This window comes from Methylomonas sp. Uni0009 (assembly GCF_054188105.3).
Map to the genome: position 1 here is coordinate 963,484 of NZ_JBTAFN010000001.1, position 25,071 is coordinate 988,554.

The 25,071-nt window shown below is 53.6% G+C and carries 25 protein-coding genes, 2 tRNA genes, 1 pseudogene and 1 CRISPR repeat array; of the genes and pseudogenes, 2 read left to right on the forward strand and 26 right to left on the reverse strand.

The window, feature by feature from the left end:
- The first annotated feature begins 18 nt into the window (after positions 1–18).
- The gene (locus tag ACWAU0_RS04500) at positions 19–591 is read left to right on the forward strand and encodes an RnfABCDGE type electron transport complex subunit B (RefSeq protein ID WP_458138432.1); all 573 of its coding nucleotides are present in this window, start codon (positions 19–21) and stop codon (positions 589–591) included.
- Between the two features lie 153 nt (positions 592–744).
- Positions 745–821, forward strand: a tRNA-Arg gene (locus ACWAU0_RS04505).
- 145 nt (positions 822–966) lie between these two features.
- Here ACWAU0_RS04505 and ACWAU0_RS04510 read toward each other — a convergent pair.
- The 26 genes and pseudogenes from ACWAU0_RS04510 to pepN form a co-directional block, all read right to left on the reverse strand.
- The gene (locus ACWAU0_RS04510; protein ID WP_033159547.1) at positions 967–1,716 is read right to left on the reverse strand and encodes an IS5 family transposase; all 750 of its coding nucleotides are present in this window, start codon (positions 1,714–1,716) and stop codon (positions 967–969) included.
- Between the two features lie 200 nt (positions 1,717–1,916).
- Complete coding sequence (locus tag ACWAU0_RS04515; RefSeq protein WP_101051493.1) at positions 1,917–2,138, reverse strand: hypothetical protein; 222 nt, start codon at positions 2,136–2,138, stop codon at positions 1,917–1,919.
- 322 nt (positions 2,139–2,460) lie between these two features.
- A CRISPR array of direct repeats spans positions 2,461–5,419; the repeat unit is 29 nt; unit sequence CGGTTCATCCCCGCGGGTGCGGGGAACAC.
- Between the two features lie 139 nt (positions 5,420–5,558).
- Positions 5,559–5,882 (reverse strand): type I-E CRISPR-associated endoribonuclease Cas2e, encoded by a 324-nt coding sequence (gene cas2e, locus ACWAU0_RS04520; protein ID WP_101051491.1) that lies wholly within the window; start codon positions 5,880–5,882, stop codon positions 5,559–5,561.
- Positions 5,863–6,774: a type I-E CRISPR-associated endonuclease Cas1e gene (cas1e, locus tag ACWAU0_RS04525; RefSeq protein WP_101051507.1), complete on the reverse strand. Its 912-nt coding sequence runs from the start codon at positions 6,772–6,774 to the stop codon at positions 5,863–5,865. Before cas1e ends, cas2e begins: the two co-directional genes overlap by 20 nt.
- Before the next feature lie 35 nt (positions 6,775–6,809).
- Positions 6,810–7,139: a type II toxin-antitoxin system RelE/ParE family toxin gene (locus ACWAU0_RS04530; protein WP_101051490.1), complete on the reverse strand. Its 330-nt coding sequence runs from the start codon at positions 7,137–7,139 to the stop codon at positions 6,810–6,812.
- On the reverse strand, positions 7,136–7,411 hold the full coding sequence (locus ACWAU0_RS04535; RefSeq protein WP_101051489.1) for a type II toxin-antitoxin system Phd/YefM family antitoxin: 276 nt from the start codon (positions 7,409–7,411) through the stop codon (positions 7,136–7,138). The genes ACWAU0_RS04530 and ACWAU0_RS04535 overlap by 4 nt, the downstream gene beginning before the upstream one ends.
- 47 nt (positions 7,412–7,458) lie before the next feature.
- Complete coding sequence (gene cas6e, locus ACWAU0_RS04540; RefSeq protein WP_458138433.1) at positions 7,459–8,337, reverse strand: type I-E CRISPR-associated protein Cas6/Cse3/CasE; 879 nt, start codon at positions 8,335–8,337, stop codon at positions 7,459–7,461.
- Positions 8,337–9,119: a type I-E CRISPR-associated protein Cas5/CasD gene (gene cas5e, locus ACWAU0_RS04545; RefSeq protein WP_101051487.1), complete on the reverse strand. Its 783-nt coding sequence runs from the start codon at positions 9,117–9,119 to the stop codon at positions 8,337–8,339. Before cas5e ends, cas6e begins: the two co-directional genes overlap by 1 nt.
- 9 nt (positions 9,120–9,128) lie before the next feature.
- Positions 9,129–10,262, reverse strand: coding sequence for a type I-E CRISPR-associated protein Cas7/Cse4/CasC (gene cas7e / locus ACWAU0_RS04550; RefSeq protein WP_101051486.1), 1,134 nt, complete (start codon positions 10,260–10,262; stop codon positions 9,129–9,131).
- Positions 10,263–10,278: 16 nt separating this feature from the next.
- Positions 10,279–10,842 carry a type I-E CRISPR-associated protein Cse2/CasB gene (casB, locus tag ACWAU0_RS04555; protein WP_101051485.1) on the reverse strand — a complete coding sequence of 188 codons (564 nt, stop codon included), beginning with the start codon at positions 10,840–10,842 and terminating at the stop codon, positions 10,279–10,281.
- Positions 10,843–12,417, reverse strand: a complete 1,575-nt coding sequence (casA, locus tag ACWAU0_RS04560) for a type I-E CRISPR-associated protein Cse1/CasA (protein WP_458138434.1) — start codon at positions 12,415–12,417, stop codon at positions 10,843–10,845.
- Between the two features lie 25 nt (positions 12,418–12,442).
- The gene (locus ACWAU0_RS04565; protein WP_101051483.1) at positions 12,443–12,649 is read right to left on the reverse strand and encodes a type II toxin-antitoxin system HicA family toxin; all 207 of its coding nucleotides are present in this window, start codon (positions 12,647–12,649) and stop codon (positions 12,443–12,445) included.
- Complete coding sequence (locus tag ACWAU0_RS04570; RefSeq protein ID WP_033158589.1) at positions 12,646–12,849, reverse strand: type II toxin-antitoxin system HicB family antitoxin; 204 nt, start codon at positions 12,847–12,849, stop codon at positions 12,646–12,648. Before ACWAU0_RS04570 ends, ACWAU0_RS04565 begins: the two co-directional genes overlap by 4 nt.
- Positions 12,850–12,897: 48 nt before the next feature.
- On the reverse strand, positions 12,898–15,678 hold the full coding sequence (gene cas3 / locus ACWAU0_RS04575; RefSeq protein ID WP_458138435.1) for a CRISPR-associated helicase Cas3': 2,781 nt from the start codon (positions 15,676–15,678) through the stop codon (positions 12,898–12,900).
- A gap of 234 nt (positions 15,679–15,912) precedes the next feature.
- Complete coding sequence (locus tag ACWAU0_RS04580; RefSeq protein WP_165385909.1) at positions 15,913–16,188, reverse strand: J domain-containing protein; 276 nt, start codon at positions 16,186–16,188, stop codon at positions 15,913–15,915.
- A gap of 279 nt (positions 16,189–16,467) precedes the next feature.
- The gene (locus ACWAU0_RS04585) at positions 16,468–16,866 is read right to left on the reverse strand and encodes a DUF805 domain-containing protein (RefSeq protein ID WP_051670351.1); all 399 of its coding nucleotides are present in this window, start codon (positions 16,864–16,866) and stop codon (positions 16,468–16,470) included.
- Between the two features lie 6 nt (positions 16,867–16,872).
- Positions 16,873–16,935: pseudogene (locus ACWAU0_RS04590) on the reverse strand (zinc-ribbon domain-containing protein); the annotation flags it as partial.
- Between the two features lie 351 nt (positions 16,936–17,286).
- Positions 17,287–17,472, reverse strand: a complete 186-nt coding sequence (locus ACWAU0_RS04595) for a hypothetical protein (RefSeq protein ID WP_129871328.1) — start codon at positions 17,470–17,472, stop codon at positions 17,287–17,289.
- A 152-nt stretch (positions 17,473–17,624) separates the two neighbouring features.
- Positions 17,625–18,749 carry a fatty acid desaturase family protein gene (locus ACWAU0_RS04600; protein ID WP_033158586.1) on the reverse strand — a complete coding sequence of 375 codons (1,125 nt, stop codon included), beginning with the start codon at positions 18,747–18,749 and terminating at the stop codon, positions 17,625–17,627.
- 263 nt (positions 18,750–19,012) lie between these two features.
- A tRNA-Thr gene (locus ACWAU0_RS04605) sits at positions 19,013–19,088 on the reverse strand.
- A gap of 10 nt (positions 19,089–19,098) precedes the next feature.
- The gene (gene hisI, locus ACWAU0_RS04610; protein WP_033158585.1) at positions 19,099–19,485 is read right to left on the reverse strand and encodes a phosphoribosyl-AMP cyclohydrolase; all 387 of its coding nucleotides are present in this window, start codon (positions 19,483–19,485) and stop codon (positions 19,099–19,101) included.
- Complete coding sequence (gene hisF, locus ACWAU0_RS04615; RefSeq protein WP_205452890.1) at positions 19,482–20,255, reverse strand: imidazole glycerol phosphate synthase subunit HisF; 774 nt, start codon at positions 20,253–20,255, stop codon at positions 19,482–19,484. The genes hisI and hisF overlap by 4 nt, the downstream gene beginning before the upstream one ends.
- A 24-nt stretch (positions 20,256–20,279) precedes the next feature.
- Positions 20,280–21,026 (reverse strand): 1-(5-phosphoribosyl)-5-[(5-phosphoribosylamino)methylideneamino]imidazole-4-carboxamide isomerase, encoded by a 747-nt coding sequence (gene hisA / locus ACWAU0_RS04620; RefSeq protein ID WP_026147134.1) that lies wholly within the window; start codon positions 21,024–21,026, stop codon positions 20,280–20,282.
- A 68-nt stretch (positions 21,027–21,094) separates the two neighbouring features.
- Entirely contained in the window at positions 21,095–21,736 is a 642-nt protein-coding gene (gene hisH, locus ACWAU0_RS04625) for an imidazole glycerol phosphate synthase subunit HisH (RefSeq protein WP_205452888.1), read from the reverse strand.
- Between the two features lie 47 nt (positions 21,737–21,783).
- Entirely contained in the window at positions 21,784–22,377 is a 594-nt protein-coding gene (gene hisB / locus ACWAU0_RS04630; RefSeq protein ID WP_033158582.1) for an imidazoleglycerol-phosphate dehydratase HisB, read from the reverse strand.
- Positions 22,378–22,426: 49 nt separating this feature from the next.
- The gene (pepN, locus tag ACWAU0_RS04635; RefSeq protein WP_458139197.1) at positions 22,427–25,069 is read right to left on the reverse strand and encodes an aminopeptidase N; all 2,643 of its coding nucleotides are present in this window, start codon (positions 25,067–25,069) and stop codon (positions 22,427–22,429) included.
- Positions 25,070–25,071 lie beyond the last annotated feature (2 nt).

Below are 25,071 nucleotides of genomic sequence, written 5' to 3' on the forward strand. Positions count from 1 at the left end.
CAAGACAGCTTATTGGTCATGAGCGAGCAACACGAGGCATCTCTAGCCGTACAGATCGACGCGCTGCTACCGCAAACCCAGTGCCGCAAATGCGGTTACCAGGGATGCCGGCCGTATGCGCAAGCTATCGCAAACGGTGAAGCCGACATAAACCAGTGTCCGCCGGGCGGTGACCAGGGTGTCCGTCTACTGGCGGATTTCCTGAACGTCCCCGCCAAACCGTTGAATCCGGCGTTCGGTATGACGCAGCCTTTGCAAGTGGCCGTAATCGACGAGGCAAATTGCATAGGCTGCACCAAATGCCTGCCGCCTTGCCCCACCGACGCCATTCTCGGTGCATCTAAGCAGATGCATACCGTCATCGCCACCTTATGCACCGGTTGCGAATTATGCATCGCCCCCTGCCCGGTCAACTGCATCAGCATGATCCCGGCAAACGCCCAATGGACCGCCGCTAATGCGGACCAATCCAGACAGCGCCACCAAGCCAAAAACCGGCGGCAAGCCAAAGCGGAAGCGGAAAAGTCCGAACGGCTGAATCGGCAAAAACAGCTGCTGGCGAAACTTAATAAAGGAAAAACCGCTGTTTAAGCCAGGATTGGCAATGACTTTAACGGCATTTAATCTTATAATGACGCGCTTACCCGATTCGGCCCAGTGGCCGATACGTATCCTGAAAAGAAATCCTCTTAGGTTTTCAGGATTAAGGTAAAAAGCCTAAACCGCTTGAATGCAAATCACATAGCGCCCGTAGCTCAGCTGGATAGAGCGCAGCCCTCCGGAGGCTGAGGCCAGAGGTTCGAATCCTCTCGGGCGCGCCATTTGACATGTTTCCCACCCTATCTTGACTCTGCGTGCGATGGTGCTGAGAGGCCTCTAGTAGCAAATAGTCTTTTGCCATGCCCGGCAAATCCGCTTCCGAAACCCTGATCAAATGGGCATTTAATATTAGGGGCTGTTGCCGTTTTACATGGGTAACCAAATAAAAGCGCAGGCCAAAGCGACAACGCCTTCAAAATTGCGTTTCAATTTGTCATATCGCGTCGCGATGGCTCTGAAATGTTTCAATCGCGCAAAGACATTTTCAACGAGGTGGCGATATTGGTAGAGGCACCAATCCATTCCGTCATTCCCGACGATTGAATTTTGTTTTCTAGGAATGATAGGGACACTCCCTTTCTCTCGAATTTGAATCCGTAGAGGTTCACTGTCATAGCCTTTGTCAGCGACCGTGTAGTCAGCCAAAGGCAGTTTAGCCACTAATTCCGGCGCTTCTTTGCAGTCATGGACTTCACCACCGGTGATCGAGAAATGAATAGGCAGCCCACAGGCATCAACGGCCATATGGATTTTCGTGGTGTTACCCGCAACGGATTTCCCAATCGCGGCATCCTGTTCATGAGCCGCACCACTACTATGCTGATGCGCTTTCACGATACTGCCGTCAATAAAGGTCCATTCCAAATCCGGTGCCACAACCAGGCCTCGAAAGATGCCCATCAGTTTTTCTTGCAGTGACCACGCATTAAACCGTTTGTAGACTGCATTCCACTTACCAAACGTGGCAGGCAGGTCTCGCCAGGGGCAGCCGACTCGCATGCGATAAAAAATCCCTTCTACCGTTTGCCTGAGCGAAGGCTTGTCATAAATCCCCAGGCTTAACAGGATGGCTTTGAATTTATTCCAGTATGCATCCGTAAACATTTGTCGCGGCATAGCTCACTTGTCTTCTGATTGAAAAATCAATCAATGAGGCAGAGCCGTTCGATTTCAAGGCTATCGTTTCAAAATGGCAACAACCCCTAGCCTGCCCCTTAACGTCTCTGGAGTCGCCATACCCGCGAAAGCAGAAATCCAAAAAGCTGCTGGGCTATGGTCATAGCTGGAAAATCGATACTTAAAGACTAATAAACAGGCTAATCCGGATTGAAGTCACTCAAGGCGTTTTCAAGTTCCTCCAACAGGGTCTTTAACACTTCGGCTTCTTGAAGCAAATGGCTATTTTCTTGGCGGACGGCTGGCCCCGGAACGGTTTCCGCCTTAATGCTTGATTTATCCGCTGCCGATTTAGCCGGCATATCGGTTAACAATGCTTCAAGCCCGCGGCCCAGGCCGCGTTTGGGTGGAATATTATTCATATCAATTTAATGACAACAACAAATCCGCAGCACTTGCGGCCGCTTAAGGCCATCATCTCCAGCGCATAGACCCTGGTAACTTCGGCGAAGTGTTGCTGCAACATCAAATAAACTCCTCTTCTAATCACGGGGAACCGAGCCAATACAAACTGGGGCAACGAATACCGGAGAACCTCCATTTCGCCGGCGAACAAGGCATTTTAGCAATTTCCCTGCCGGCAAGCCGATCAGAAATAGCGGTTTTAACAGAATACGCCCCGCATTCCATGCCTCGACACTTGCACCAAAGCCACGAGTCGATATGAGGAAGGTCAACAACAAGTCATTCATCCCCGCGGGCGCGGGGAACACCAGGCCAAGCTGGTGGTCTCTGCCGATGCGGACGGTTCATCCCCGCGGGTGCGGGGAACACGCCCCGGGCGTTATATCCAGGGCTTTTGCCAGCGGTTCATCCCCGCGGGTGCGGGGAACACCGCAAACACAATATCCACCTTCTCATCACCGCCGGTTCATCCCCGCGGATGCGGGGAACACCCCGTTTAGGCCGCTTTTCCGTGCCAGAATCCCGGTTCATCCCCGCGGGTGCGGGGAACACTGCCGGTTCTTATCAAGTCAAGGCGGCGTGTGCGGTTCATCCCCGCGGGTGCGGGGAACACACCTGATTATTCGGCGCGCGCGTGTTGTGATTCGGTTCATCCCCGCGGGTGCGGGGAACACTAATTACGCTACATTTTGCGGGTCAAACAGTACGGTTCATCCCCGCGGGTGCGGGGAACACGTCATGGCTGCTCTCGCCGGTGTATTTATTGTCGGTTCATCCCCGCGGGTGCGGGGAACACATCGTAAAATCGTTACAAATATCCCGCTGATTCGGTTCATCCCCGCGGGTGCGGGGAACACATAGCCGCTACAAGCGCAAAGGATTATCAACTCGGTTCATCCCCGCGGGTGCGGGGAACACGAAGAGACAAAGCTGCTAGCTATTGCTCTAGCCGGTTCATCCCCGCGGGTGCGGGGAACACCACCAGCATGCCGGCCAGATAAACCACCAACCCGGTTCATCCCCGCGGGTGCGGGGAACACGCAAAAAATAGCCCTTGACACCCTGAAAAAGCCGGTTCATCCCCGCGGGTGCGGGGAACACCATGCTGTGAAATTCCCTGTCAGCTAGGCCGGCGGTTCATCCCCGCGGGTGCGGGGAACACGATTTAGCACAAGCTAAAAGGGTGAAGCTATCCGGTTCATCCCCGCGGGTGCGGGGAACACATCAGTTTGCGCATTGATAAAGCTAATAAAGCCGGTTCATCCCCGCGGGTGCGGGGAACACAATCCAGCATCGATCGCGCTTGTGTGGAGCGCTGGTTCATCCCCGCGGGTGCGGGGAACACTACGAAGATATTTTGCACATGGCCGGTCCTGGCGGTTCATCCCCGCGGGTGCGGGGAACACCTACGGCGGGTTTTTTTATGTCTTTTGCTGTAACGGTTCATCCCCGCGGGTGCGGGGAACACGGTTGAACCGGTAAACGTCACGCTGCCGATGGCGGTTCATCCCCGCGGGTGCGGGGAACACACCGAGGGAGCCATGGAAACAGCAGGCGACTACGGTTCATCCCCGCGGGTGCGGGGAACACAAACGCCAGCAGAAACACCGGGCGCGTGGAGTGCGGTTCATCCCCGCGGGTGCGGGGAACACCCGTCCGTATTCATCCGGACATCAACGCCAGGCGGTTCATCCCCGCGGGTGCGGGGAACACCGACTATCATTAAAACCGTGGAAAGCATACCGCGGTTCATCCCCGCGGGTGCGGGGAACACACAACAATAATGACCGAAAACGCATCTCTAACCGGTTCATCCCCGCGGGTGCGGGGAACACAAAATGACTAAAATTTACACATCTGATACCGACGGTTCATCCCCGCGGGTGCGGGGAACACTACGTTGTCGTTTCAGCGCTACCGGGGCGGGGCGGTTCATCCCCGCGGGTGCGGGGAACACCCAAAGGCCTGGAAAGATTCACATTTCACGACCGGTTCATCCCCGCGGGTGCGGGGAACACTGCCGATTCAGCGATTTGCGCGCCCTCAGCCGCGGTTCATCCCCGCGGGTGCGGGGAACACAATAATAGGGCTATCCAGCGCTTGCCTATAGACGGTTCATCCCCGCGGGTGCGGGGAACACAATGCTATTAAGCAGACTGCTGTATCTAGCGCCGGTTCATCCCCGCGGGTGCGGGGAACACCACTAGCAGCCCTCACCAATGCCACTAAAACCCGGTTCATCCCCGCGGGTGCGGGGAACACCCATATAGAAGGGTAGGTTCAAAGTTTTACTACGGTTCATCCCCGCGGGTGCGGGGAACACCAGAATCAATTCAAGGCGCTGCTACCGGGCAGCGGTTCATCCCCGCGGGTGCGGGGAACACCTGTATATTTTTGATGACGGTCATCCGCTAGGCGGTTCATCCCCGCGGGTGCGGGGAACACCAATGCTGATACGGCGGCGGTTGATGATCCCGCGGTTCATCCCCGCGGGTGCGGGGAACACTGTTTATATCGGTTCTGCTCTTGACGATCAAGCGGTTCATCCCCGCGGGTGCGGGGAACACAAAGTTGCGTTTGAACCTTAAAAGACGGGAATCGGTTCATCCCCGCGGGTGCGGGGAACACGGAAAAACAATGATTTTTCATCTGTTGATTCGCGGTTCATCCCCGCGGGTGCGGGGAACACCGCTCAGAATGCTAGCGCTTTAACCTACTGTCCGGTTCATCCCCGCGGGTGCGGGGAACACCACTGTGGTTTTCTTCGGTGTCCGAAAAACATCGGTTCATCCCCGCGGGTGCGGGGAACACGCTTCGTAGAGATCGTCGAACAAAAAGCCCTCCGGTTCATCCCCGCGGGTGCGGGGAACACTGCTTTTGTTGAGCTCTTAAGGCTCTACGCTGCGGTTCATCCCCGCGGGTGCGGGGAACACGCCCTTGCGGCGGCTGATCAGCAGGCCTTTGTCGGTTCATCCCCGCGGGTGCGGGGAACACTACCCACGCCAGCCAGATCAAACCCATTGCCACGGTTCATCCCCGCGGGTGCGGGGAACACTGATACAAATAACCCCGATAATCCCGGTACGTCGGTTCATCCCCGCGGGTGCGGGGAACACCCAGGCACCGGCACCGTTAACCCGCACATCAACGGTTCATCCCCGCGGGTGCGGGGAACACTCCAGGTCGTCGGTTTCGATGATTGTCCAGGCCGGTTCATCCCCGCGGGTGCGGGGAACACACTAATCGTAACTTATTGTTACGCATATAAAAATAACCTGGCTAAATTTCCACCAAATTTTTCGGTATTTTCCAAGTTGTTAAAAAGCTGGCGACTACCCTTACAGCGCCCTATACCCCAACAGGAATTTAGTGCACCTTCACCCCGGCCCTCTCCCGGAGGGCGAGCGAGACAAATCGGCCTCTTCCGGCGGAAAAAACGACACCAGTTTCAAGCCGTCCAACTCTACCGGTAGCCGTCTATTCTTTCCTAAAGTCATAAAATCAAAACCGGATTCGGTATTGGTGGACCAGGCCATCACGGCGTTGCCCTCCTCCAAGCCCTGCTCGACTTGCGACCAGATCATCTCCCGCACCTTGGCCGACAAGTCGCCGACGTAAACCCCGGCGCGGATTTCGATCAGCCACACCGCCAAGCGTCCGCGCAGCCTGGGCGGCACGTTTTCAACTACGATGACCAACATCGCCGATGCCCTCCGCATTGGGAATGGCCGGGGCAATGTTTTCCTCGGCGGGTTTAGGCACTTCCAGTTCGCCGGCCGCCAGCACGTCTTCGATGGTGGGGATGATCTTGCGCAGGATTTTGGATTGGCGAAACACATCGCGGCACATCAGCCGCACTTCGCGTTCCGGGTTGGAGTAGTTTTTGGCGGCGATTTTGAAGGCGTGCGGGACGATGTCGTCGAATTTGAACAGGTCGGCGATGTCGTAAACGAAAGACAACGGCTTGCCGGTATGGATAAAGCCGATGGCCGGCGCGTAACCGGCGGCCAGCACGGCCGCTTCGCAAATGCCGTATAGGCAGGCGGTGGCGGCACTGAGACAGCGGTTGGCGGTATCGCTGTTGTCCCACGCCGTATAATCGTAATTGCGGCCCTTCCAGTCCACGCCGGCCTGCTTGGCCAGCAACTGGTACAACTTCCTGACTCTGGCGCCTTCGATGCCGCGCAGTTGTTCGACGCTACGGCGCTCGGGCGGTTTTTCGCCGAAACGGATTTCGTACATTTTGCGCACCACCTTCAAACGAGCGTCGTCGTCCAGCGCCAGTTTGGCCTGGTAAAGCAAGCGGTCGGAACGCGCGCCGCCGGGTTGGCCGGCTGCGTATAACCTGACACCGGCTTCGCCAACCCAGACCAGCAAAGTCCCTGCTCGGGCCGCCAGGGCGGCGGCGTGATGGGAGACGCGGGTGCCGGGTTCCAGCATGATGCAGGCAATGGAGCCGACCGGAATGTGGGTGCGGATGCCGGTTTCGTCGATGACGACGAAGGCGCCGTCCTTGACATCTATCTGGCCTTTTTCGATAAAGACCAGCGAGACACGTTCTTTCATGGCAATGGGTTTTAGGGGTGGGAGCATGGGTAAAATCATCCTTAATTTTGGGGATCGTTCGGCTAGAGAGCGCCTATCAATCGCTGGGTTAACAGCGTTTGCATATCCCGGCGCCCATCCAGAATGGCATGGACGACCACTTGTTCAGGCATGCGTTGATAGACGATGCGATAGGGTTTTACGATGAGTTGTCGATATTGGCGAATGCCCAAACCCAGTAACCCTTTAGGTACGGTTCCACGCTCGTTCAAATCCGCGAGGCTATTGACGGCTGTTTCGAGGGCGTCGATGATTTTTGCCGCCACCTTATCACTGACTTCCACTAAGAAATAATCATTGATAGCCAGCAAATCGGCCAAGGCCGGTTCGGTCAGCCTTACCGGAACACTCATGCCAAGCCGCGCCGCTTACGTAAACGACTAAACGCCTCTGCGCTGGACACCGTTTTGCCTTCCGCTAGCGCTTGCTGACTTTGCGCCAACATTTTCAGCAAGGCCAGGGTTTCCTGAGTTTGCTCGTAATCGGCAACCGACTGAACTACCATCGCCGCCTCGCCGTTTTGGGTGATGACCATAGGCTGGTGATCGGTTTTTAATTTTTCGATCACCTCAGCGGCGTTGGCTTTTAAGTAACTGATGGGTTTTATGTTTTCGGATAGTTTCATTTGGTTTTGCTCGCAATGAAATAAATTCAGACTGAATTAAGTCCGAATTATAACCGCCGCACCATCAGCAAACCACAACCAAATGCCTTGGCCCGGCCCAGGCCGGTGAACAGGGTTTGGCGAAATTTTTCGGCGTCGGTGATTTGCAGTTCGCCGGTGAAATCGACCGAGCTAAAGCCGGATTTTTCGCCTTTTTTGACAGCCTTTTGCTGCAAGCCGTGCCATGCGTAAGTGCTGTTTTGCAACTTGGGTAAACCGTCATCGCCGCTCAGTAACGTAAATCCGCAACGCTCGCCTTGCTTGATCATCCAACTAGTCAGTGCCTGATCGACGCAGGCTTTGATCGCCCATTCCAACTTATCAGCCAAGCCGGAAATTTGCCCCAAACGCTCGGCGTAGTAACGATCCCCAGCCAATAATTCGGATAATTCAGCCTCCAACGCCGCCCCGCCCTTTTCCAGTAACAGCCTTTTGTAAATACCTTTATCGGTTTTGGCGGGCAAAGAAACATCCAGGCCATGCGATTTGATCAACGACGCCAAAAACTGCAATTGCGCATCCATCGCCACATCATGCTTTTTGCCTTGCCGACTGACCACTGGGTTGACCCGGCAATCGAATTGCAGGCATAGGCCGTTCGCCAATCGTGGGTCGTATTCTTTACTCTCGACCTTGAACAACGATCCTTCAAGCTCAATAGGCTTATTTTGCGAAACGACGTAATACAAGGGCTCGCCGCGTACCGCCGGCGACGGACCAATCTGTTCGCGGGCAATTTCTTCGCGATAGAGAAAAGTCCGTTTGTCCTGTTCCGGGAACAAATCCCATAACAATTGATGACAACCGTAAACGTTGCCTTCCAATTCCCTCGCCAACTGCGACGATTTGTAAATATCCGGCCGTATCCTGACCCTGGAAAAATACATCACTCGCCTCCCTGATAAAAATAATGTTCCTGACGCGGCGCGAATTGCCACCGTTTGCGCGATAAGGGTTGATCGTGGCGAACGCGGGTTTGCCGGAGCTGCAAATCGATGTCTTTGGCAAAGTCATCAGGCTCGCCTTCCCAGTAATAATGGCGCTCACCACCGGCATTCAGCCAATAAGCATCTTGCTTATCGGGTTGGCCCAGTGCGCCATCTGCCTCCTTGTGCGGCAATAACGGTTTATGCAGATAGGCTTTGAACGCCGACAACAGATCGGCTTGCTCGGTCAGCAATTGCGGATGCAACGGCGCGGCCAGCGGACAAGATTTGCGCCCCAAATACAAATGGAACACCGGCTTGCGCAGTTTTTCCTCGATTTGTATCAGACTGAACGGCGCATCCGGTAAAGCGCGCAAAGCCACGACGGCCAGGGCATCGCTACGGTATTCGCGGCTGGACAATATCGTGCCCAAGCGCTCCTTGCCCAACACCAATTCGTCGCGGCGGGTACGGTAAACAAACTTGCCGGCCGAGTCCGGCACTTGCGCAGTATGGTAATCGCGCAGCAATTGGCCGGTGCTGAACACTTCGACGGCCACTTGGTAACCATTCTGCAAGCCGGCTTGTTGCGCTTCGTCGCTTCGCTCTATACCCAGCGCCGCGCCGACCAATCCCAATATCGCCGACTTGCTCGGATAATTGGCGCTATGCCGGCTTTCGCCAACGGCGATTTCACCCCAACTCGCCATCGGCCCGTATAAACGGAATAACAATAGGTCCATTGCCGGCTCCTATTGGCCGACGAAGTCGAGTAATCCGGCCAGTGAAACTGGCGCTATTTGTGACTCTACAGATTGCTCTTGCTGGCGTTTTTTCAATTTTTCAATCACGTCTTTTTGCTGCTCTTGAGTCAAAGCCGACAACAATCGACGATCTTCGGCACATTCGCCATAAACACTATCAAAGGTAAAGCACTGGTCGAGCAAAGCGGCAACGGCTTTAACACTATAATCTTCGTGCGAACGATCAACTGGCTTTAGATACGCTACCGACAAGGAACGCGGCTGCTGATCGCCCTTTTCCGCCAACACGAACGACGCATAAGCCCTGGACGCGAAGCTGTTTTGCTTGCCTTCCGGCGCAACTTTGACGGCGGCTTCGGTCAAGGCGCGAATGGCTTTATTCGCAAGCTCGGCGTTGCCATCCAGGTTTTTGATCAGCAACTCGCGGTTGATGCAGATGTAGGCGTAAAACAAACCGGCTGCGAAGCGGGTTTCGCCGATGTGGGCGGCACCCATGTCGTCCTGGCCGTTGTTTAGATCGTCGACGGCGGTGAAATAATCGTCTTCGATCACCACCGGATGCACGCTGATGGCGTGCGCCACTTGGCAAGCAGCTTCGATGTTGAAGGCCGGGCTGGATGCCAGCATACGGCCGAACAAGGCAATGTCCACCGCCTGTTCCTTGACTCGCAGCAAATTCAATTCGTCTTTTTCCGGCGCTCGCTGTTCGGCAATCAATTTTGCGGTCAGCACATCCAATGCCGACCGTTCCGCAGGACTGACATGCACCAATTGTTCGATTTCCATTTCCGCCAGCGGGTCGCTTTTGTCGGTTTTTTTCAACGCGCCGAATACCTTGGCAATGTCCTTGGTCCATTCCTTGGCGTCTTTTTCTTTAACCCCGCCTGCCAACAGCTTGTTATAAATCTCCAGGCCAAGCAATTTGGTCCGGGTGCCCAAATGGCCGGCAACCGCCGCCTGGAACATGTCCGAGGTCCGCCAGGTTCTTTTCAGGCATTGCGACGACACCCGCAAGCGGTCGTAACCTCCCATCTTCGCGGTTTTCGGGCTGCCTTGATCGTCGCGGTTCAGGTTGGCGGGCGGGTAAGCGGTCAGCAAATGCAGTTGAATGAAACGGCTCATGTGTCTCTCCTTGAAATTAATTTTTGGGTAAGGCGGTGAAATAGTCGGTGGCCCAACGCACAGCAAGGCGGTCTTTGGGATAGCGGCCCAGCGGCTGATTAAACTCCTTATGCCAATGAATGATGTCGTTGGTGAGCGACACAACATTGGCGGTTTTGCCAAGCAAACGAATCGCGCGCAGCATGCGCCGATAAAAGTCTTCGACGGTTGGGCTTTTTTGCAGTTGCTGAAAGCGCAACTCGCTCATTGGCGGCTTGGCTTTATCTTTGGCCGTACCCAACTGAGCGGCAAAACGGGCAGTGGCATCGTTGGTTTCGACATGCGCCAGCAAACCAACAATAGATGCGGCGACCAACAAGCGCTGCTCGGGCGACACCTTTTGCGGAAAATCGTCCGGCATTTGCCGTAAGAAATGGAAAAAGGCGTCGGTCAACAAAATGTCTTCCGGCGCTTCGGCGCGGCGTAAACGGGCGCGGGCGCCACGATTACCACCCCGGTCGCCGTCGTCGCCGTTCAACCAGCGATGCCAGGCCAGCAAAGCCGGTAATTCCTCAGAAGTTAAAAAATAGTTCTCGCTCATTTAGGCAGCCTCCTCCGTTTTGGCATGGGTTTTCAATTGCTTGACGATTTTGTTGCCGTGAAAACGGCCTAACATGGATTTCCGGGCGTTGATAATCCGTTTTAAATCGAGGTCTTCCGGGGTAGCGCTTAAAGTTGCAACTTCAAAAACCTCGATCATTTTCGATCTCAACGCTGCAAACCAATCAGCGTAAATGTCAGCCGGGGCCATACCACCGCCGTCCGACAAGGTAGCCAAGCGTTCCAAGAGGCGGAAAAACTCCGCTTCGCTGGCTTGCCAAAATTGCGCGTCGATTTGGCTCATGTCGCCTTTGGCATCTTCTGGGCGTCGAAACCAGGCGGCTTTGACTTCGCTACGCAAAATCTTCACGGTTTCCCGTGCCGCGGCTATCAATTCGCCAGCCCAACCGACAAGGTTGCGTTGCTGCTGTGCGGACAGATAAAACACCGGAAACCTCGCTTCGTACCAGCAACGCGCCTTCATGTTGTCCATGTCGTAACCGAAGCACCACAATGCCGTTCCGCCCCGGTCGGCCAACTTGCGACCGCGCTCCTGGTTGTATTGGCAAACAATTTTGGCGGCTTTGTCGCCGTTGCTATCGTCCTGCAAGGCCAAGCCCAACCAATGCCGGTAACCCAAACCGCCTTGCTGGCCTTTCAAAGACAACGGTGGATTGACCTTTTTCGGATCGTGACGGTACGGCGTTAACGGATGTTGCCAAGCGCCATCGTAATTGGTGCCATAGTTTTTAGTACGGTATTCGCGGAACAACGTCTTGGCATCGCATCCGCATACATCGCAAATACCCGGCTCAGGAGTTTCGCTCAAGCGAATCCGGCGCGGCATGCCCCAATAAGCGTGCAACGGATGAACGTCGACCGGCGTGGTGATTTGGCCTTTTTCAGAAGTGCGGGTTTTGTCCAACCAGGGCATGATGGATAGTTCCAGTTTGTCCAAAGGTTGCAGGTCTTCCTGATTGAACACGTTCAACCAAAGCTTTTGCCACAACGTGGTTTGGCTAGCCTTAGGAAGCACCAAGGTCGTCAAAGGCCCGCCGCCGCGCAAGCCGACCCGATGTCCGACACCGCCGGATGGCGCGTTGGTTTGCAAGGTAAACAATGCGCTAGCCGCACAGCTTGGGCATAGCTGGTTCGCCGAGCCGCGTTTAATGAAGTGGTCGAGATTGTCTTTCAGCGTTTTACCGCCGGGCGCTTCGATCAGCAACGCCGCGATAGGCTTGGCTTCACCGTCCGGCAGTGCCAAATCCTGCAAAAATGCCGGGCCGTTATCGCCAGTCAGTTCGAACGCTGGCGAAAGTGATGACAAACGACCTTGCAAATCTGTGGAGTCAGGCGCCTCTTCCCAGCATTCCAACCATTGATCTTCGTCTTCGGGTGCAAATCCGGTTTGCAGCAGACCGATCAGGAACTGATACAACGCCCCATGAAAATCCGGCCTCGGCGCGTTGATTTCGATTACCGGGTTTTCGGTCTCGGCGATTTGCCAGGGCGCGGCCAAATCGTGTAAGCCATTTTGGCGAATGACCGGTATCCAGCGATCCGTTATTAAATTCATCTTGTCTCCCTGCTTGAACTTGAAATTACAATTCGGCTTCGCCGATGTCGGCCATCTTCATGATCTGCTTTTGCAAGCCGATCTTTAACGCACTATCGCCATGCACCGGCACGGAGATCCTGGTGATGCTGCCCGCTTTGGCGTAAATATGATGGCTGCCGTTGATTCGTTTTAAATCCCAACCGCGCATCTCCAGCAATCGGCACATGCGCTTGCCGCTGATAGCCTTCACACGGCAATCTCCATGATTCGGTCGTTACTGCCAACGCTGGCCTCATCTATATCCACCGATAAACACCCTTCCACGGCTTCATAAATATTGCTTAGCAACTCGTCAAAGCTTTCGCCTTGGGTTACACAGCCCGGAATCGACGGCACTTCAGCCCAGTAACCGCCTTCTTCGGCTTCGTGAATGATGACTTTTAATTTCATACCAGACCCTCGTAAATGGAATTGAACAATTCATTTTAAACACTCTTTTCAGTCTGCCGGCGTATAGCCAGCAAATCCATCCGTCGCCGAATACAGATTTTGCCCATCGAGCAAAGGCAACACTTCCAGCCAACGCAAGGCTTTTTGTTCGTTTTTCAAGGTTTCGACTTGCTGCTTCAGTTCGTCGGGAAGTTGTTGGCTAACCTTTTTCCATTCGCGTTCCGGCAATTTGATGGTGCTCATCGCCCAGGCGTAACGCTCGACATCGGCGTAAGGTTTAAGCTGACCGTCAACCAGCACAGCCAACGCCACCGAAATACTTTCCTCTTCGGTAAGACGTGTGGGGATTCGGGTTTCCTCATCCCACTCGCCGCTTTTCCGGGTATAGCCTTTGTCCAGCTTCAAGACATTCAAGTCGGCCATGCTCCGCTGTACCATGGTTTTGCCTTCCGCGTCGAAGGAAGCTTCTTGCAATGCAAGCGGTATCCGAGCCTGCGCTTCGTCGGCATACACGCCTTCAATCAATTCCCGCGCATCGTCCGGCATGGCGAAACCGCTTTTATCCTCCAATAATCGGGCCGACAGCCATAGCTGGCCGACATGCGGATAAACCGCCTGGGTACCGGCGTGATCCGGCTTCAGCCAAACGGCGTTTGCATCTTCCGACGGCGCCGGTGCATGCAGATAAAACACCGGTTCGCCGCGGCCATCATCCGCGCCTTGTTCCCGCAAGCGATTGCCTAGCGCATCGCGGACATGGCGGCGCAAGCGGCCGGCGCGTTGAATCAGTAGATCGATGGGTGCCAAGTCGCTGATCAGTACATCGAAATCCAAATCCAGCGATTGCTCGACCACTTGAGTGGCGATCAGAATTTGGCCTTTGCGGGTGTCATGGTCAGATTGCTCGCCGAATGTCTGCAAGGTGCGGTTTTCGATGGCTTGCCGGTCTATCATCGCAAAACGGCTATGGAACAGCGCCACTCGATCGGCAGGAAAGCCTTGGCTGAGCAATGTTTGATAAGCCTGCCGAGCCGATTTGACGGTATTGCGTATCCAACAAACGCAGAGGCCTTGCTCGGCGCTTTGGCGAATTTTGGCAATGATTTGTTCTTCGCTGTCGAGGCGTTGAACGTGAACCGTGCGTTTGACTTCGGATCGGGTATCGATGGGCGTTTCCACAGTTGCCGGAAGTTGTCGCAAAAGTCCCTCACCCTGCCCTCTCCCGGCGGGAGAGGGTTCTGTTTTGACTGTCAGACTACTTTTTGCTGCCGGCGTGTGAGTCGCCAACGGGTAAGCTGCCGGATAGGCCAAACTCGGCGTGTCCAACCCGAGTCCACGATGAAAAGACGCGGTCAGATTTTCGCGCATGGTTTGCGGCAAGGTGGCGGACAGCAATATCGCGCTGCCACCCTGCCGCGCATGAACTTCCAATAATGTCGAAAGTAGTTCTCGCATATAGCTGTCGTAGGCGTGAACCTCGTCCACCAATAGTACTTTGCGGCCCAATCCCAGCAAACGCAAGGATTGATGCCGCGCCGGCAATACCGCCAATAAAGCTTGGTCGAGCGTGCCGACGCCGACATCCGCCAGTAAGGCTTTTTTGCGACTGTCCGCCAGCCAGGCGTTGCAGTAAGCGGTAGCGCTCAGTTCCTGATCTTCCTCGAGTCGGCCGTTCTGATAATCGGTATCTAGATTTGCTTGCTCGGCCAGTAGCACCGAATCACGAAAGGCTTGCGACAATTCCCGAGCACCATGCGCCAGTACCAACGATGGCTGTTCGCCGACTTCATAAAAGCTGCGGTAGACCTTACCCAAGCGCTGGTACATGGCGTTGGCGGTCGCCATGGTCGGCAAGCCGATGTACAGACCGTCAGCCAAACCTTTTGCAATCAAGCGTTGCGTCAAAATCAACGCCGCTTCGGTTTTGCCGGCACCGGTGACGTCTTCGAGGATGAAGAACTGCGGTTGATCGGTCAACGGCTCTTCGGCAGCGTATCGTTGTAACGGCGTAGGCTGCTGGATAAAGGGAAACAGGGTTTGCACGGCTTCGAATTTTCCGGCTACAGGCGGTTTAGGCAAACCGGCAAGCACTTGTTTGGCCTTGGGTAACGCAAAGTTTTGCCAATATTCGGAAAGCAGCATCGGCTTGGCGCAATAAGTGAAATGCTCCTGATTCGAACCCAACCAGTCGGCCAACACGGCTATACCGGCGAATTGCCAGGACAACGGCTTCAGGCGTTTATAAGGGTTCTTGTCCGCTAGGGGCTGAAAGTCGAAATCGGCCAGAAAGCAATCCAGCAAATGCTGCACGAAGACGAACGCGGCCAGCTCGTCGTCGGCCTCGAAGAAATTACCAAGCCGAAAGCTATCCAATTTCGGCGGCATGCCGTGGTGGCCGGTGACGATTTCCAGCCAGGGATCGATTTTGTTGATCCAAGCAGTTTGACCCGCCGGAAGGTGTTGCACCAATTTTTCTTGCAAAACGTCCCGCCAAAGCGCAAATCCTAGGCTATCGTGACGTTCAGAATAAGTCATTCTCGGATTCGTCTTGACCAAATCGCCCGGCATACCAGTTCGCAAGCCTTGGAATGCACGAGCGAATTTGCCCAGATCGTGCAGGATAAGACAAAAGGTAAACCAACGTTGCAGCCATTCCGGCTCGACTTGCAGGCGCATTGCTAGTTGCTTACAAACCGCTGTATTCGGAGCAAGCCAGAGCGATCCTACCGCCGCCACATCCAAACAATGGTAAGGCAATAAATGATAAGCCGGACCGTCATCGGTTTCTGGCTTGGCTTTACCCCAATATTGGAAATACGGTGCTGTCACGCTCAGTCCTTGATTTGATTGAAATCCATATCCGACAGATATGCTACGCCGCCAGGTAGTGTAGTCGTTTGCAGGTATTCATCAATGCTGAATCGACCCGGCACAGCAAGAGTTCGGCGTTTGTTAAGTGCTACGCCGCTGGTGATGTTTACACGCCAATGTTAAAAATCGATGGCCGGTTAAAATCGTTTAGCCGTTGTCAGCGCCAATCATCCTAAAACCAACTTGGCGATGTCACACCCTGCCCTGCTCTTGCAGCATGGCGTAGGCGGCGTTGATCTGCCGAGTTTCTTCCTCGGCGAGTTGTTTGATTTTTTCGCCAAACACGCCGACTCGGTCCGGGTGGTATTCGGAAATTTTCTTTTTGTATGCTGCTTTGATGTCTATCGGTATGGCATCGGCAGTTAGACCGAGAATTAAATAACAATCCGCTAACGATTTGATGTGTTGATCGTCTTCAGGCAGTTTTATTTCGGTTATATACACATTGCGATGTTCGTCGATATCCAATTTGAATTGTGCATGGCACTTTCGGCATCGCGCTTTGTTACCCTCGATGGGTAACGTAAATTTAATGTGTTGCGCACAGGATGGACAGGAAATTGTCCTTACATTGGCAGGCGTTCTAAGGGTGGGCTGCTTTTGATTTTGATGTTTGCGTCGAACTTTTCGGGCCTTGAAGACCAGCAGCGCGACCAAAATAATGTTCAATATTAGCGATGCGGACAAAACAATATTGATCATCATCCCGGCTAATTGACTGATCGACGAAATTTAAAATGAAGGGGATTAAACAGGCGGCGCCCCATACTCGTTTGCACGGTCATCGCCTTTTGACACCATCCAAATGAAATACGGAATGATGCCGATGATGGTCAGAATAATCAGATACCACCAGCCGCTATGCCCGGTATCGTGTAATCGGCGGATATTAACAGCCAGCGACGGAAATAGAATTACCAAATTGGTGATCGCCGTGACGGTTGCCGGCTCGCCGTAGGACGATTGATCGATGATCCCCGCTATCATCGACACCAATAGTGTGAAAAGCGCGAACCACCAGTATTCGGCTCTCGAGGCTCTACCTGTAAAAACAAATGCCTTTGCAAAACAGCCGGACACCGCTTCGGTAAACGTCATATTCCGTCCGTTAGCCACTGGCCCGCGATAGCCGTTATTCGCTTGCATGGCTGCGCCACACTCAAGGCAGAAATTTGCATTGTCCGGATTTTGTTTTCCACAGTTTGGGCAGTACATTTTGCGCTCCGACAGACTCTTTAAGTGACGATATTACTGCGATATGGAAAAATGTGTAGTCCGTGCGCACATTTTTATGCCGTTTCGTTAGTCGCCTTGACGATAGAGATGCAACGCTTTACGAACCTGACCAGCCACAGTGCTTACACTGTACGCCAGTAACTAAACCAATCCCGGCAAATAGCGAACGCACCCTCTCGCCAAGTTTATCGCTGCTTTCAACGACACGGCAGGTCCAGAAAAATCAGGTGGAACCTTGCCTGAATGCGTTTACCACAAAACCGCTGGCAGTCCTCCGCCAAAAGGCGGCGTAACACGACTAAACCGCGTTGCACGGTTTACCCGGGTTAACTATTTATTCTGCTCGTCCACAGTGTCGTTGTCGTCTTTCGGGGCGGCATCGACAACGCGCTTTTTCGACTTCTTAATAGCGGTCTGCTGATTTATCCGTTCAAGCTGGGCTAGAAAGTACGAGTCGTAATTCCAGTTTGGTTTTGCTGCGATGGGTTCGGGCTTGGTATCTCTGATGTCGCTCATAGTATTTTCGTTGATTACACTCGTTTGTGGGCAGATTAACTGCATTGACATAAATTAGCGCGCATCGCCAGTCACCCAGAATCGCATAGACTCTTCGCCTAAAACATAAAGTTTGATTCAGTGGGTTATTTGAACAACTCGCGCTGGACGTATTAAACAGTCGCCGGCTTCAGCATTGAGGTTTTGCCTACCATAATATCCGCGGCTTTCAGCATGCGCTTAAACACCGATTCCTGGCAGTAAGGAATATTATGTTTCTCGCACAGCGCTTTCACTTGCGGCTGCAATTTTTGGTATTGGCTTAGCGGCAAATCCGGCCATAAATGGTGCTCAATTTGATAATTCAACCAACCGTAGAAAAAGTCATTGAAATTAGACCCGGTTGGATAATTGACCGAACCCAAAATCTGCCGCAGATAAAACTCGCCTTTACTATGCGATTTTTCATCGAACATCATCACGTCATCGCCGGCATGATTGGGGATCATCACCAGAAAGCTATGCATATTGGTGAAAATTTCCGCCAGAATCGAATTGATCAATACACTGACAGCGGCAAACCCGCCCAGCGGTAAGAATAGCAGCGGTATTAATACAAAACGATACGCGCTATAAGGCAATACGCTTTGCAGCCATAGCGCCTTACCTTGCGGGGTAAACAAGCTCCAGGCACCGATACGTGTGGTCTCGGGCTTGGGTTTACCTTGCAGGCGGGCGGCATTTAAAACCAATTCTTTATGCGTGCGCGGGGTGTAATAAATGATTTTCCAGATACCGGAAAACAACGCCACGATGGCATAGCGTTGCCACATCGGCAGTTTGGATTGCCGCAACCATTCCATATTGTGCTGGGCATTGTTGGGATCGGTCTCCTCACCCAGGTTGTAATGATGCAATAAATCGTGTTCGTGATGCCAACCGGCCGGGGTCATCCAATCCGGCCAATCCAAAAACCGCCGCCAGCCCTTTGCAAACTTCTTGCTGGTGTAGTTTTTGTCCACATCCCGCATTTTATCGAAGGCTTTATGCACGATGGGGTGGCCTACCCCGGTCCAGCGGGAAAAACTACCCTGACTGATCAACAACGCGGAAATCGGGTTGGGAAAAATCCAGGCGGTCGCGTAACCCACGAGAGAGCAAACCTTGCCCCAACGTTCGACTTTTTTTAAATGTTCGAAATCGGCAGGACCAATATCGGCTAACGCTTGTTTGTGAATTTGGCTGATGTCTTTGGCTAATTGTTCGCGATCAACCGACTGGTAACTATTTAAACTCAAAATGTGTTGTCTCTGTAAAGTGCAAGGAAAGGATTTGAATACCTTCGGATAAAAAGTCAGGATTTAAAGCGTCCGGACGGCGCTTAAAATTAGCGGTTGCGGCCTATAGGGTCGGAACTAACCAAAACTGGCCGGCCAAAACGGTATAAGTCTATAGACCATCCGCATCTTTGCACGCGCTATCAAACTCCCCGACATCCCGCGCGCGAGTATAACGAAGCAACTTTTGCAAATGTCTAAAAAGGATAGAGTGTTGATTTAAATGGTGCCGGCAATAGGAATCGAACCTACGACCTTCGCGTTACGAGTGCGCTGCTCTACCTGCTGAGCTATGCCGGCGTGTGATTGTCTATTTGTAGATGGCTTTGGGGTCTTTGAGTACCGGCTCGGTGGCTTGCCATGCACCATCTTTCAGGCTGCGGTAAAAACAGCTTTCCCGACCGGTGTGGCAGGCGATGCCGCCTTCCTGTTCAATTTTAAGCAATATTACATCAGCATCGCAATCCAATTGCATGTCGATGACTTTTTGCCTATGCCCGGACTCCTCGCCCTTGCGCCACAAACGGTTGCGCGAGCGGGACCAATATACCGCATAACCTTCGGCAACCGTCAAGGCCAGTGACTCGCGATTCATCCAGGCAAACATCACCACGCGGCCGCTGTCATGCAGCTGGGCGATGACCGGCAACAGGCCGTCTTCGGTCCACTGGATTTCCTCCAACCAAGCCAAGCTCATAAACGCACCTCTATGCCTCTGGATTGCATATGTTTCTTGGCCTGCTCTATCGTATATTCGGCAAAGTGGAAAATGCTGGCGGCCAACACTGCGTCGGCTTTACCTTGGGTAATGCCGTCGGCTAGATGGTCCAGATTGCCGACACCGCCGGAAGCGATGACCGGGATGCTGACCGCTTCGCTGATCGCACGGGTCAAAGCCAAGTCAAAGCCGGATTTGGTACCGTCGCGGTCCATGCTGGTTAGCAGAATTTCGCCGGCACCGTAGTCTTTCATTCTGACGGCCCATTCGACGGCATTAATGCCGGTCGGTTTGCGGCCGCCGTGGGTAAATATCTCCCAGCGGTTTTCCTCGCCTTCCTGGCTGACTTTTTTGGCGTCGATAGCCACCACGATACATTGCGAACCAAACTTTTCAGCCGCTTCCTTAACAAACTCGGGCCTGAATACCGCAGCGCTGTTGATGCCCACTTTGTCCGCGCCGGCGTTGAGCATGCGGCGGATGTCTTCCAACACCCGGATGCCGCCGCCCACGGTCAGCGGGATAAATACTTCGCTGGCCACTTGTTCGACCACATGGACGATGGTGTCGCGGTTGTCGTGAGTGGCGGTGATGTCCAGGAAGGTGATTTCGTCCGCGCCTTCCCTATCGTAGCGGCGGGCAATCTCGACCGGATCGCCGGCATCACGAATATCGACGAACTTTACGCCTTTAACGACGCGGCCGTTATCGACATCCAGGCAGGGAATAATACGTTTGGCTAGGCTCATGGTTTACGATTTAGCAGCATTAGCTCAGACATCTGCTCCACCGAAAGACTCGGCGAGCTTTTCGCCTTCGGCAAAATCCAGCGTCCCTTCGTAAATAGCCCGACCGGTGATGGCACCCATGATGCCTTCGTGGGCCACCTCGCCCAGCGCACGAATGTCGTCCAAATTAGTGATACCGCCGGAGGCGATGACCGGAATGTGCACCGAGCGCGCCAATTTTGCAGTGGCTTCGACATTGACGCCCTGCATCATGCCGTCGCGGGAAATATCAGTGTAGATAATGGCGGCAACGCCGTTGGACTCAAATTTTTGTGCTAGATCGATGACATCGTGGCGGGACAGTTTCGACCAGCCGTCGATTGCTACTTTGCCGTCTCTGGCATCCAGACCGATGATGATATGGCCGGGAAACTCAATCGACACGTCGCGCACGAAATGCGGTTCGCTGACGGCCTTGGTGCCGATAATCACATATTGCACACCGGCTTCCAGATACGCCTGGATGGTGTCTTCATCTCGGATACCGCCGCCGATTTGCACCGGCACATCGGGATAAGCCTGGACGATGGCGTTAATAACCTGGGCATTTTTCGGTTTACCAGCGAAGGCGCCGTCCAGATCGACCAGATGCAATCTCTTCGCCCCTGCTTCAACCCAGCGCCCGGCCACAGCCACCGGATCGTCCGAGAATACGGTATCGTCTTCCATACGACCCTGGCGCAAACGGACACATTTTCCTTCCTTCAAGTCAATTGCGGGTATCAGCAACATATTTAAATCTCGACAGTTAAAACACTAAATCTAAAGGTTAGTAAAGCCAACATCTAAGGGTTGGGGAGTTACGCGGTCCCATCCCAAGCCAGGAAGTTTTGCAATAGCTGCAATCCTACAGTCTGGCTTTTTTCGGGATGAAATTGCACGGCAAACATATTCTCTTTTGCCAGTGCGCAGGTAAAGGCTTGCGGATAATCGGCCGTTGCGGCGCTGTGGCGCGAATCGTCCGGCGCCGCATAATAGCTGTGTACGAAATAAAAGCGACTATGATCCGGAATGTCGCGCCAAAGCGGATGCGGATGTTGTTTGACCTGATTCCAGCCCATGTGCGGAATTTTCAGCACATTGCCATCGGCATCCAGCATGTGGTCAGCAAAACGGCGCGCATGGCCAGGAAATAAGTTCAGACAGGCGATGCCGTCGTTTTCCTCGCTGTCGGTCAGCAAGGCCTGCATACCCAGGCAGATGCCCAGAAAAGGCTTGCTTTGCGCTACTTCACGGATCACATCCGCCAAACCACTCTCGTTCAAGGCTTGCATACAATCACGTATCGCGCCGACCCCCGGAAACACCACGCGATCCGCCGAGCGAATCACTGCGGCATCAGCCGTTATTTGTACGTTTACCCGGCTATCGGCATGTTGAAGCGCTTTGGCAATGGAATGCAGATTTCCCATTCCGTAATCGATAACGGCTACTGATGACATAAAACTAGAGATACAAGGTCGGGGTTTCTAGGCGAAAAATGGGGGAATTATAGACTGCCTTTAGTGGAAGGCATGATACCGGCCATCCGCTCGTCATGGCTGATTGCCATCCGCACGGCCCGGCCGAATGCCTTGAATACGGTTTCGGCAATATGATGCGCATTGCCGCCCTTGATATTATCGATATGCAAGGTCACGCCGGCATGATTCACAAAACCTTGAAAAAACTCTTTAAACAAATCCACGTCGAAATTACCGATGAACGCGCGTTTGAATTCCACTTGATAGAACAAGCCCGGACGGCCGGAGAAATCCACCACCACCCGCGATAACGATTCATCCAACGGGCAATAAGCGTGGCCGTAACGGTAAATGCCTTTTTTATCGCCCAGCGCTTTGGCAAAGGCTTGACCGAGCGTAATGCCGATGTCTTCCACGCTGTGATGGGCATCAATGTGCAGGTCGCCGTGCGAGACAACCTCTATGTCTATCAAGCCGTGCCGGGCTATCTGATCCAGCATGTGGTCCAAAAACGGCAAACCGGTGGTAAACGAAGCCGAGCCGTTACCGTCGAGATTAATGGAAACTTTGATCTGGGTTTCGAGCGTATTGCGCTCAACCTGGGCGGTGCGTGGGTTCATGCTTGATGCGGATGGCTTATTTCGGCGCTAGTTTACGTGATTGTGACAACTACGCCAAACTCTTGCTGGCGATCTCATAGACATCCTTGGATAGATGTTCGGTAGCGACAATACGCTGTAATTGCTGTTTCATCAAGCCCTGCCGGGCTGCATCATAACGCCGCCATTGCGCCAACCCGGTCACCATCCGCGAGGCGATTTGCGGATTGAGGGTATTCAGCGCCAACACTTGGTCGGCCAGGAAGCGGTAGCCCTCGCCGTTTATGGCATGAAAATGCAGCGGATTGGCTTGGCTGAAAGCGCCAATCAATGAGCGCACGCGGTTGGGCGTCTTCATATCGAAAGCCGGATGTTCCATCAAGGCCTGCACCGTCGCAAAGGTATTGGGCGTGCTGCTGGTCGCCTGCAAGGTAAACCATTTGTCGATCACCAGCGCTTCTTGCCGCCATTGCACGTAAAAACTATCCAGACTTCTGGCCTTGGCCGGATGGTTACTGTTGACGATAGCCGACAACGCCGCCAACTGATCGGTCATATTCCGGGCGCTATAAAACTGCTGCTCGGCGATATGATAAACGTCCTGATTTTCCAGCTTGCTCAAATAGCTCAAGCAGGCATTTTTCAAACGCCGCCGCCCCACTGCACCGGCATCGAAATTGCCGGATTCGTCGCGGTGATGCTGAACATACAGCTCTTTAAACTCACTCTGCAAAGCTTCCGCAAGAGTCTTCTTCACAAACTCGCGCGCTTGATGGATGGCTTCGACATCGATGATAGCCATCTGCCCGGACAAATAACTTTCTTCCGGCAGCGCCAGCAACAGCGCTTGATAAGACAAATCGCCGCCGCTATCGGTGAGCACGCTGCGATAGGCATCGACGATAACCGGCTCCAGATGCAAAGGCCGACCCAACTCTATCGCGTCGATCAGCTTGAAAATCACTTGCACGGCCAATTGCTGACCGGCTTCCCAGCGGTTAAAGGTATCGCTGTCGTGTCTAAGCAAAAATGCCAATTCTTCCAGGCTACGCTCCATCTTCAGGGTAACCGGCGCGGAAAAACCTCTTAGCAACGACACTACCGGCTGTTGCGGCAGCTTATCAAAACTAAAAGCCTGCTCCGCACCAGTAACATTCAAGGTAATTTCCGTCTGACTGGAACCCTTGTAATGAATCTGTGCAACCGAACCGTCGGCGGCGAGTAAACCCAGTTTTACCGGAACATGCAGCGGCGCTTTCACCGGCTGATTCGGGGTGGGCGGGCAGCTTTGCTGAATGGTCAAATGCAGTTGTTGCGCTTTGGCGTCGTATTGCTGATTCACCGTCAATACCGGCGTGCCGGCTTGTGAATACCAAAGTCTGAACTGCTTCAACTCCACGCCGTTGGCGTCTTCCAAAGCCTTGACGAAATCCTCGCAAGTCACCGCCTGGCCGTCATGGCGTTGAAAATATAAATCACAGCCTTTTCTGAAACCGGCCGCGCCCAGCAAGGTGTGCAGCATCCGCACTACTTCCGCGCCTTTTTCGTATACGGTCAGCGTGTAGAAATTATTGATTTCGATATAAGCTTCCGGACGAATCGGATGCGCCAACGGGCCGGCATCTTCGGCGAACTGCCGGGTGCGCAAGGCGTTGACGTCTTCTATGCGTTTCACGGCTGGCGAGGTGCGATCGCCACTGAATTGCTGGTCGCGGAATACCGTAAAACCTTCTTTCAAACTCAATTGAAACCAGTCGCGACAGGTGACGCGATTGCCGGACCAGTTATGGAAATATTCATGACCGATCACGCCTTCGATATGCTCGTAATCGCTGTCGGTAGCGGTGTCCGGGCGCGCCAACACGAACTTGGTGTTGAATACATTCAGACCCTTGTTTTCCATCGCCCCCATATTGAAATGGTCGACCGCGACGATCATGTACAAATCTAGGTCGTATTCCAGACCGTAGATTTCCTCGTCCCAGCGCATGGCGTTTTTTAAAGACTGCATGGCGTGGTCGCATTTGTCGACATTGTGCTGCTCGACAAAAATCTCGAGTGCGATACGCCGACCGCTCATTGTGATGAACTCGTCCGCCACGCATTCCAGTTGCCCTGCCACCAATGCAAACAAATAGCAGGGCTTGGCAAATGGATCTTCCCAACTGACCCAATGCCGGTTGTTTTCCAGCTCGCCTTGGCCGACTTTGTTGCCGTTGGACAGTAAGACCGGATATTTGCTCTTGTCCCCAATCAAGGTGGTTTTAAAGCGGCTCATCACATCCGGCCGGTCCAAAAACCAGGTGATTTTCCGAAAACCCTGCGCCTCGCACTGCGTGCAAAGCATGCTGCTGGACAAGTACAACCCTTCCAGCGCGGTATTGGCTTGCGGATTGATGACATTTTCGATGACGATTTGAAACGGCCTATCCTGCGGCACTTCATGCACGACCAAGGCTTCCTCGCCCAGCACATACTGGCTTTGCTCCAGCAATTGGCCGTCTATCGCGATACTGACCAACTGCAATTCCTCGCCGAGCAAGGTCAATGCGGCACTGCTGTCCTGGCTTTGCGGATTGCGGCGCAGGCTCAAGGTCGAGCGGACCTGCGTGTGTTGCTCGTCCAAATCGAAATTCAGTTCAATCTGTTCGATCAGATATTCGGGTGGAGTGTAGTCTTTCAGGAAAACCGTTTGCGGGCTTGCATCGCGCATCA

Bases quoted from the DNA above. Each gene is read 5' to 3' on its own strand.
- ACWAU0_RS04570 (WP_033158589.1), bottom strand. From the start codon at position 12,849: ATGAAATTAAAAGTCATCATTCACGAAGCCGAAGAAGGCGGTTACTGG.
- cas6e (WP_458138433.1), bottom strand. From the start codon at position 8,337: ATGTATTTTTCCAGGGTCAGGATACGGCCGGATATTTACAAATCGTCG.
- ACWAU0_RS04510 (WP_033159547.1), bottom strand. From the start codon at position 1,716: ATGCCGCGACAAATGTTTACGGATGCATACTGGAATAAATTCAAAGCC.
- hisI (WP_033158585.1), bottom strand. From the start codon at position 19,485: ATGAGCTTGGCTTGGTTGGAGGAAATCCAGTGGACCGAAGACGGCCTG.
- pepN (WP_458139197.1), bottom strand. From the start codon at position 25,069: ATGCGCGATGCAAGCCCGCAAACGGTTTTCCTGAAAGACTACACTCCA.
- ACWAU0_RS04500 (WP_458138432.1), top strand. From the start codon at position 19: ATGAGCGAGCAACACGAGGCATCTCTAGCCGTACAGATCGACGCGCTG.
- ACWAU0_RS04585 (WP_051670351.1), bottom strand. From the start codon at position 16,866: ATGCAAGCGAATAACGGCTATCGCGGGCCAGTGGCTAACGGACGGAAT.
- ACWAU0_RS04595 (WP_129871328.1), bottom strand. From the start codon at position 17,472: ATGAGCGACATCAGAGATACCAAGCCCGAACCCATCGCAGCAAAACCA.
- hisF (WP_205452890.1), bottom strand. From the start codon at position 20,255: ATGAGCCTAGCCAAACGTATTATTCCCTGCCTGGATGTCGATAACGGC.
- ACWAU0_RS04515 (WP_101051493.1), bottom strand. From the start codon at position 2,138: ATGAATAATATTCCACCCAAACGCGGCCTGGGCCGCGGGCTTGAAGCA.
- hisH (WP_205452888.1), bottom strand. From the start codon at position 21,736: ATGTCATCAGTAGCCGTTATCGATTACGGAATGGGAAATCTGCATTCC.
- casB (WP_101051485.1), bottom strand. From the start codon at position 10,842: ATGAGCGAGAACTATTTTTTAACTTCTGAGGAATTACCGGCTTTGCTG.
- ACWAU0_RS04530 (WP_101051490.1), bottom strand. From the start codon at position 7,139: ATGAGTGTTCCGGTAAGGCTGACCGAACCGGCCTTGGCCGATTTGCTG.
- cas7e (WP_101051486.1), bottom strand. From the start codon at position 10,262: ATGAGCCGTTTCATTCAACTGCATTTGCTGACCGCTTACCCGCCCGCC.
- cas2e (WP_101051491.1), bottom strand. From the start codon at position 5,882: ATGTTGGTCATCGTAGTTGAAAACGTGCCGCCCAGGCTGCGCGGACGC.
- casA (WP_458138434.1), bottom strand. From the start codon at position 12,417: ATGAATTTAATAACGGATCGCTGGATACCGGTCATTCGCCAAAATGGC.
- ACWAU0_RS04535 (WP_101051489.1), bottom strand. From the start codon at position 7,411: ATGAAACTATCCGAAAACATAAAACCCATCAGTTACTTAAAAGCCAAC.
- hisA (WP_026147134.1), bottom strand. From the start codon at position 21,026: ATGTTGCTGATACCCGCAATTGACTTGAAGGAAGGAAAATGTGTCCGT.
- cas5e (WP_101051487.1), bottom strand. From the start codon at position 9,119: ATGGACCTATTGTTATTCCGTTTATACGGGCCGATGGCGAGTTGGGGT.
- cas1e (WP_101051507.1), bottom strand. From the start codon at position 6,774: ATGCTCCCACCCCTAAAACCCATTGCCATGAAAGAACGTGTCTCGCTG.
- hisB (WP_033158582.1), bottom strand. From the start codon at position 22,377: ATGAACCCACGCACCGCCCAGGTTGAGCGCAATACGCTCGAAACCCAG.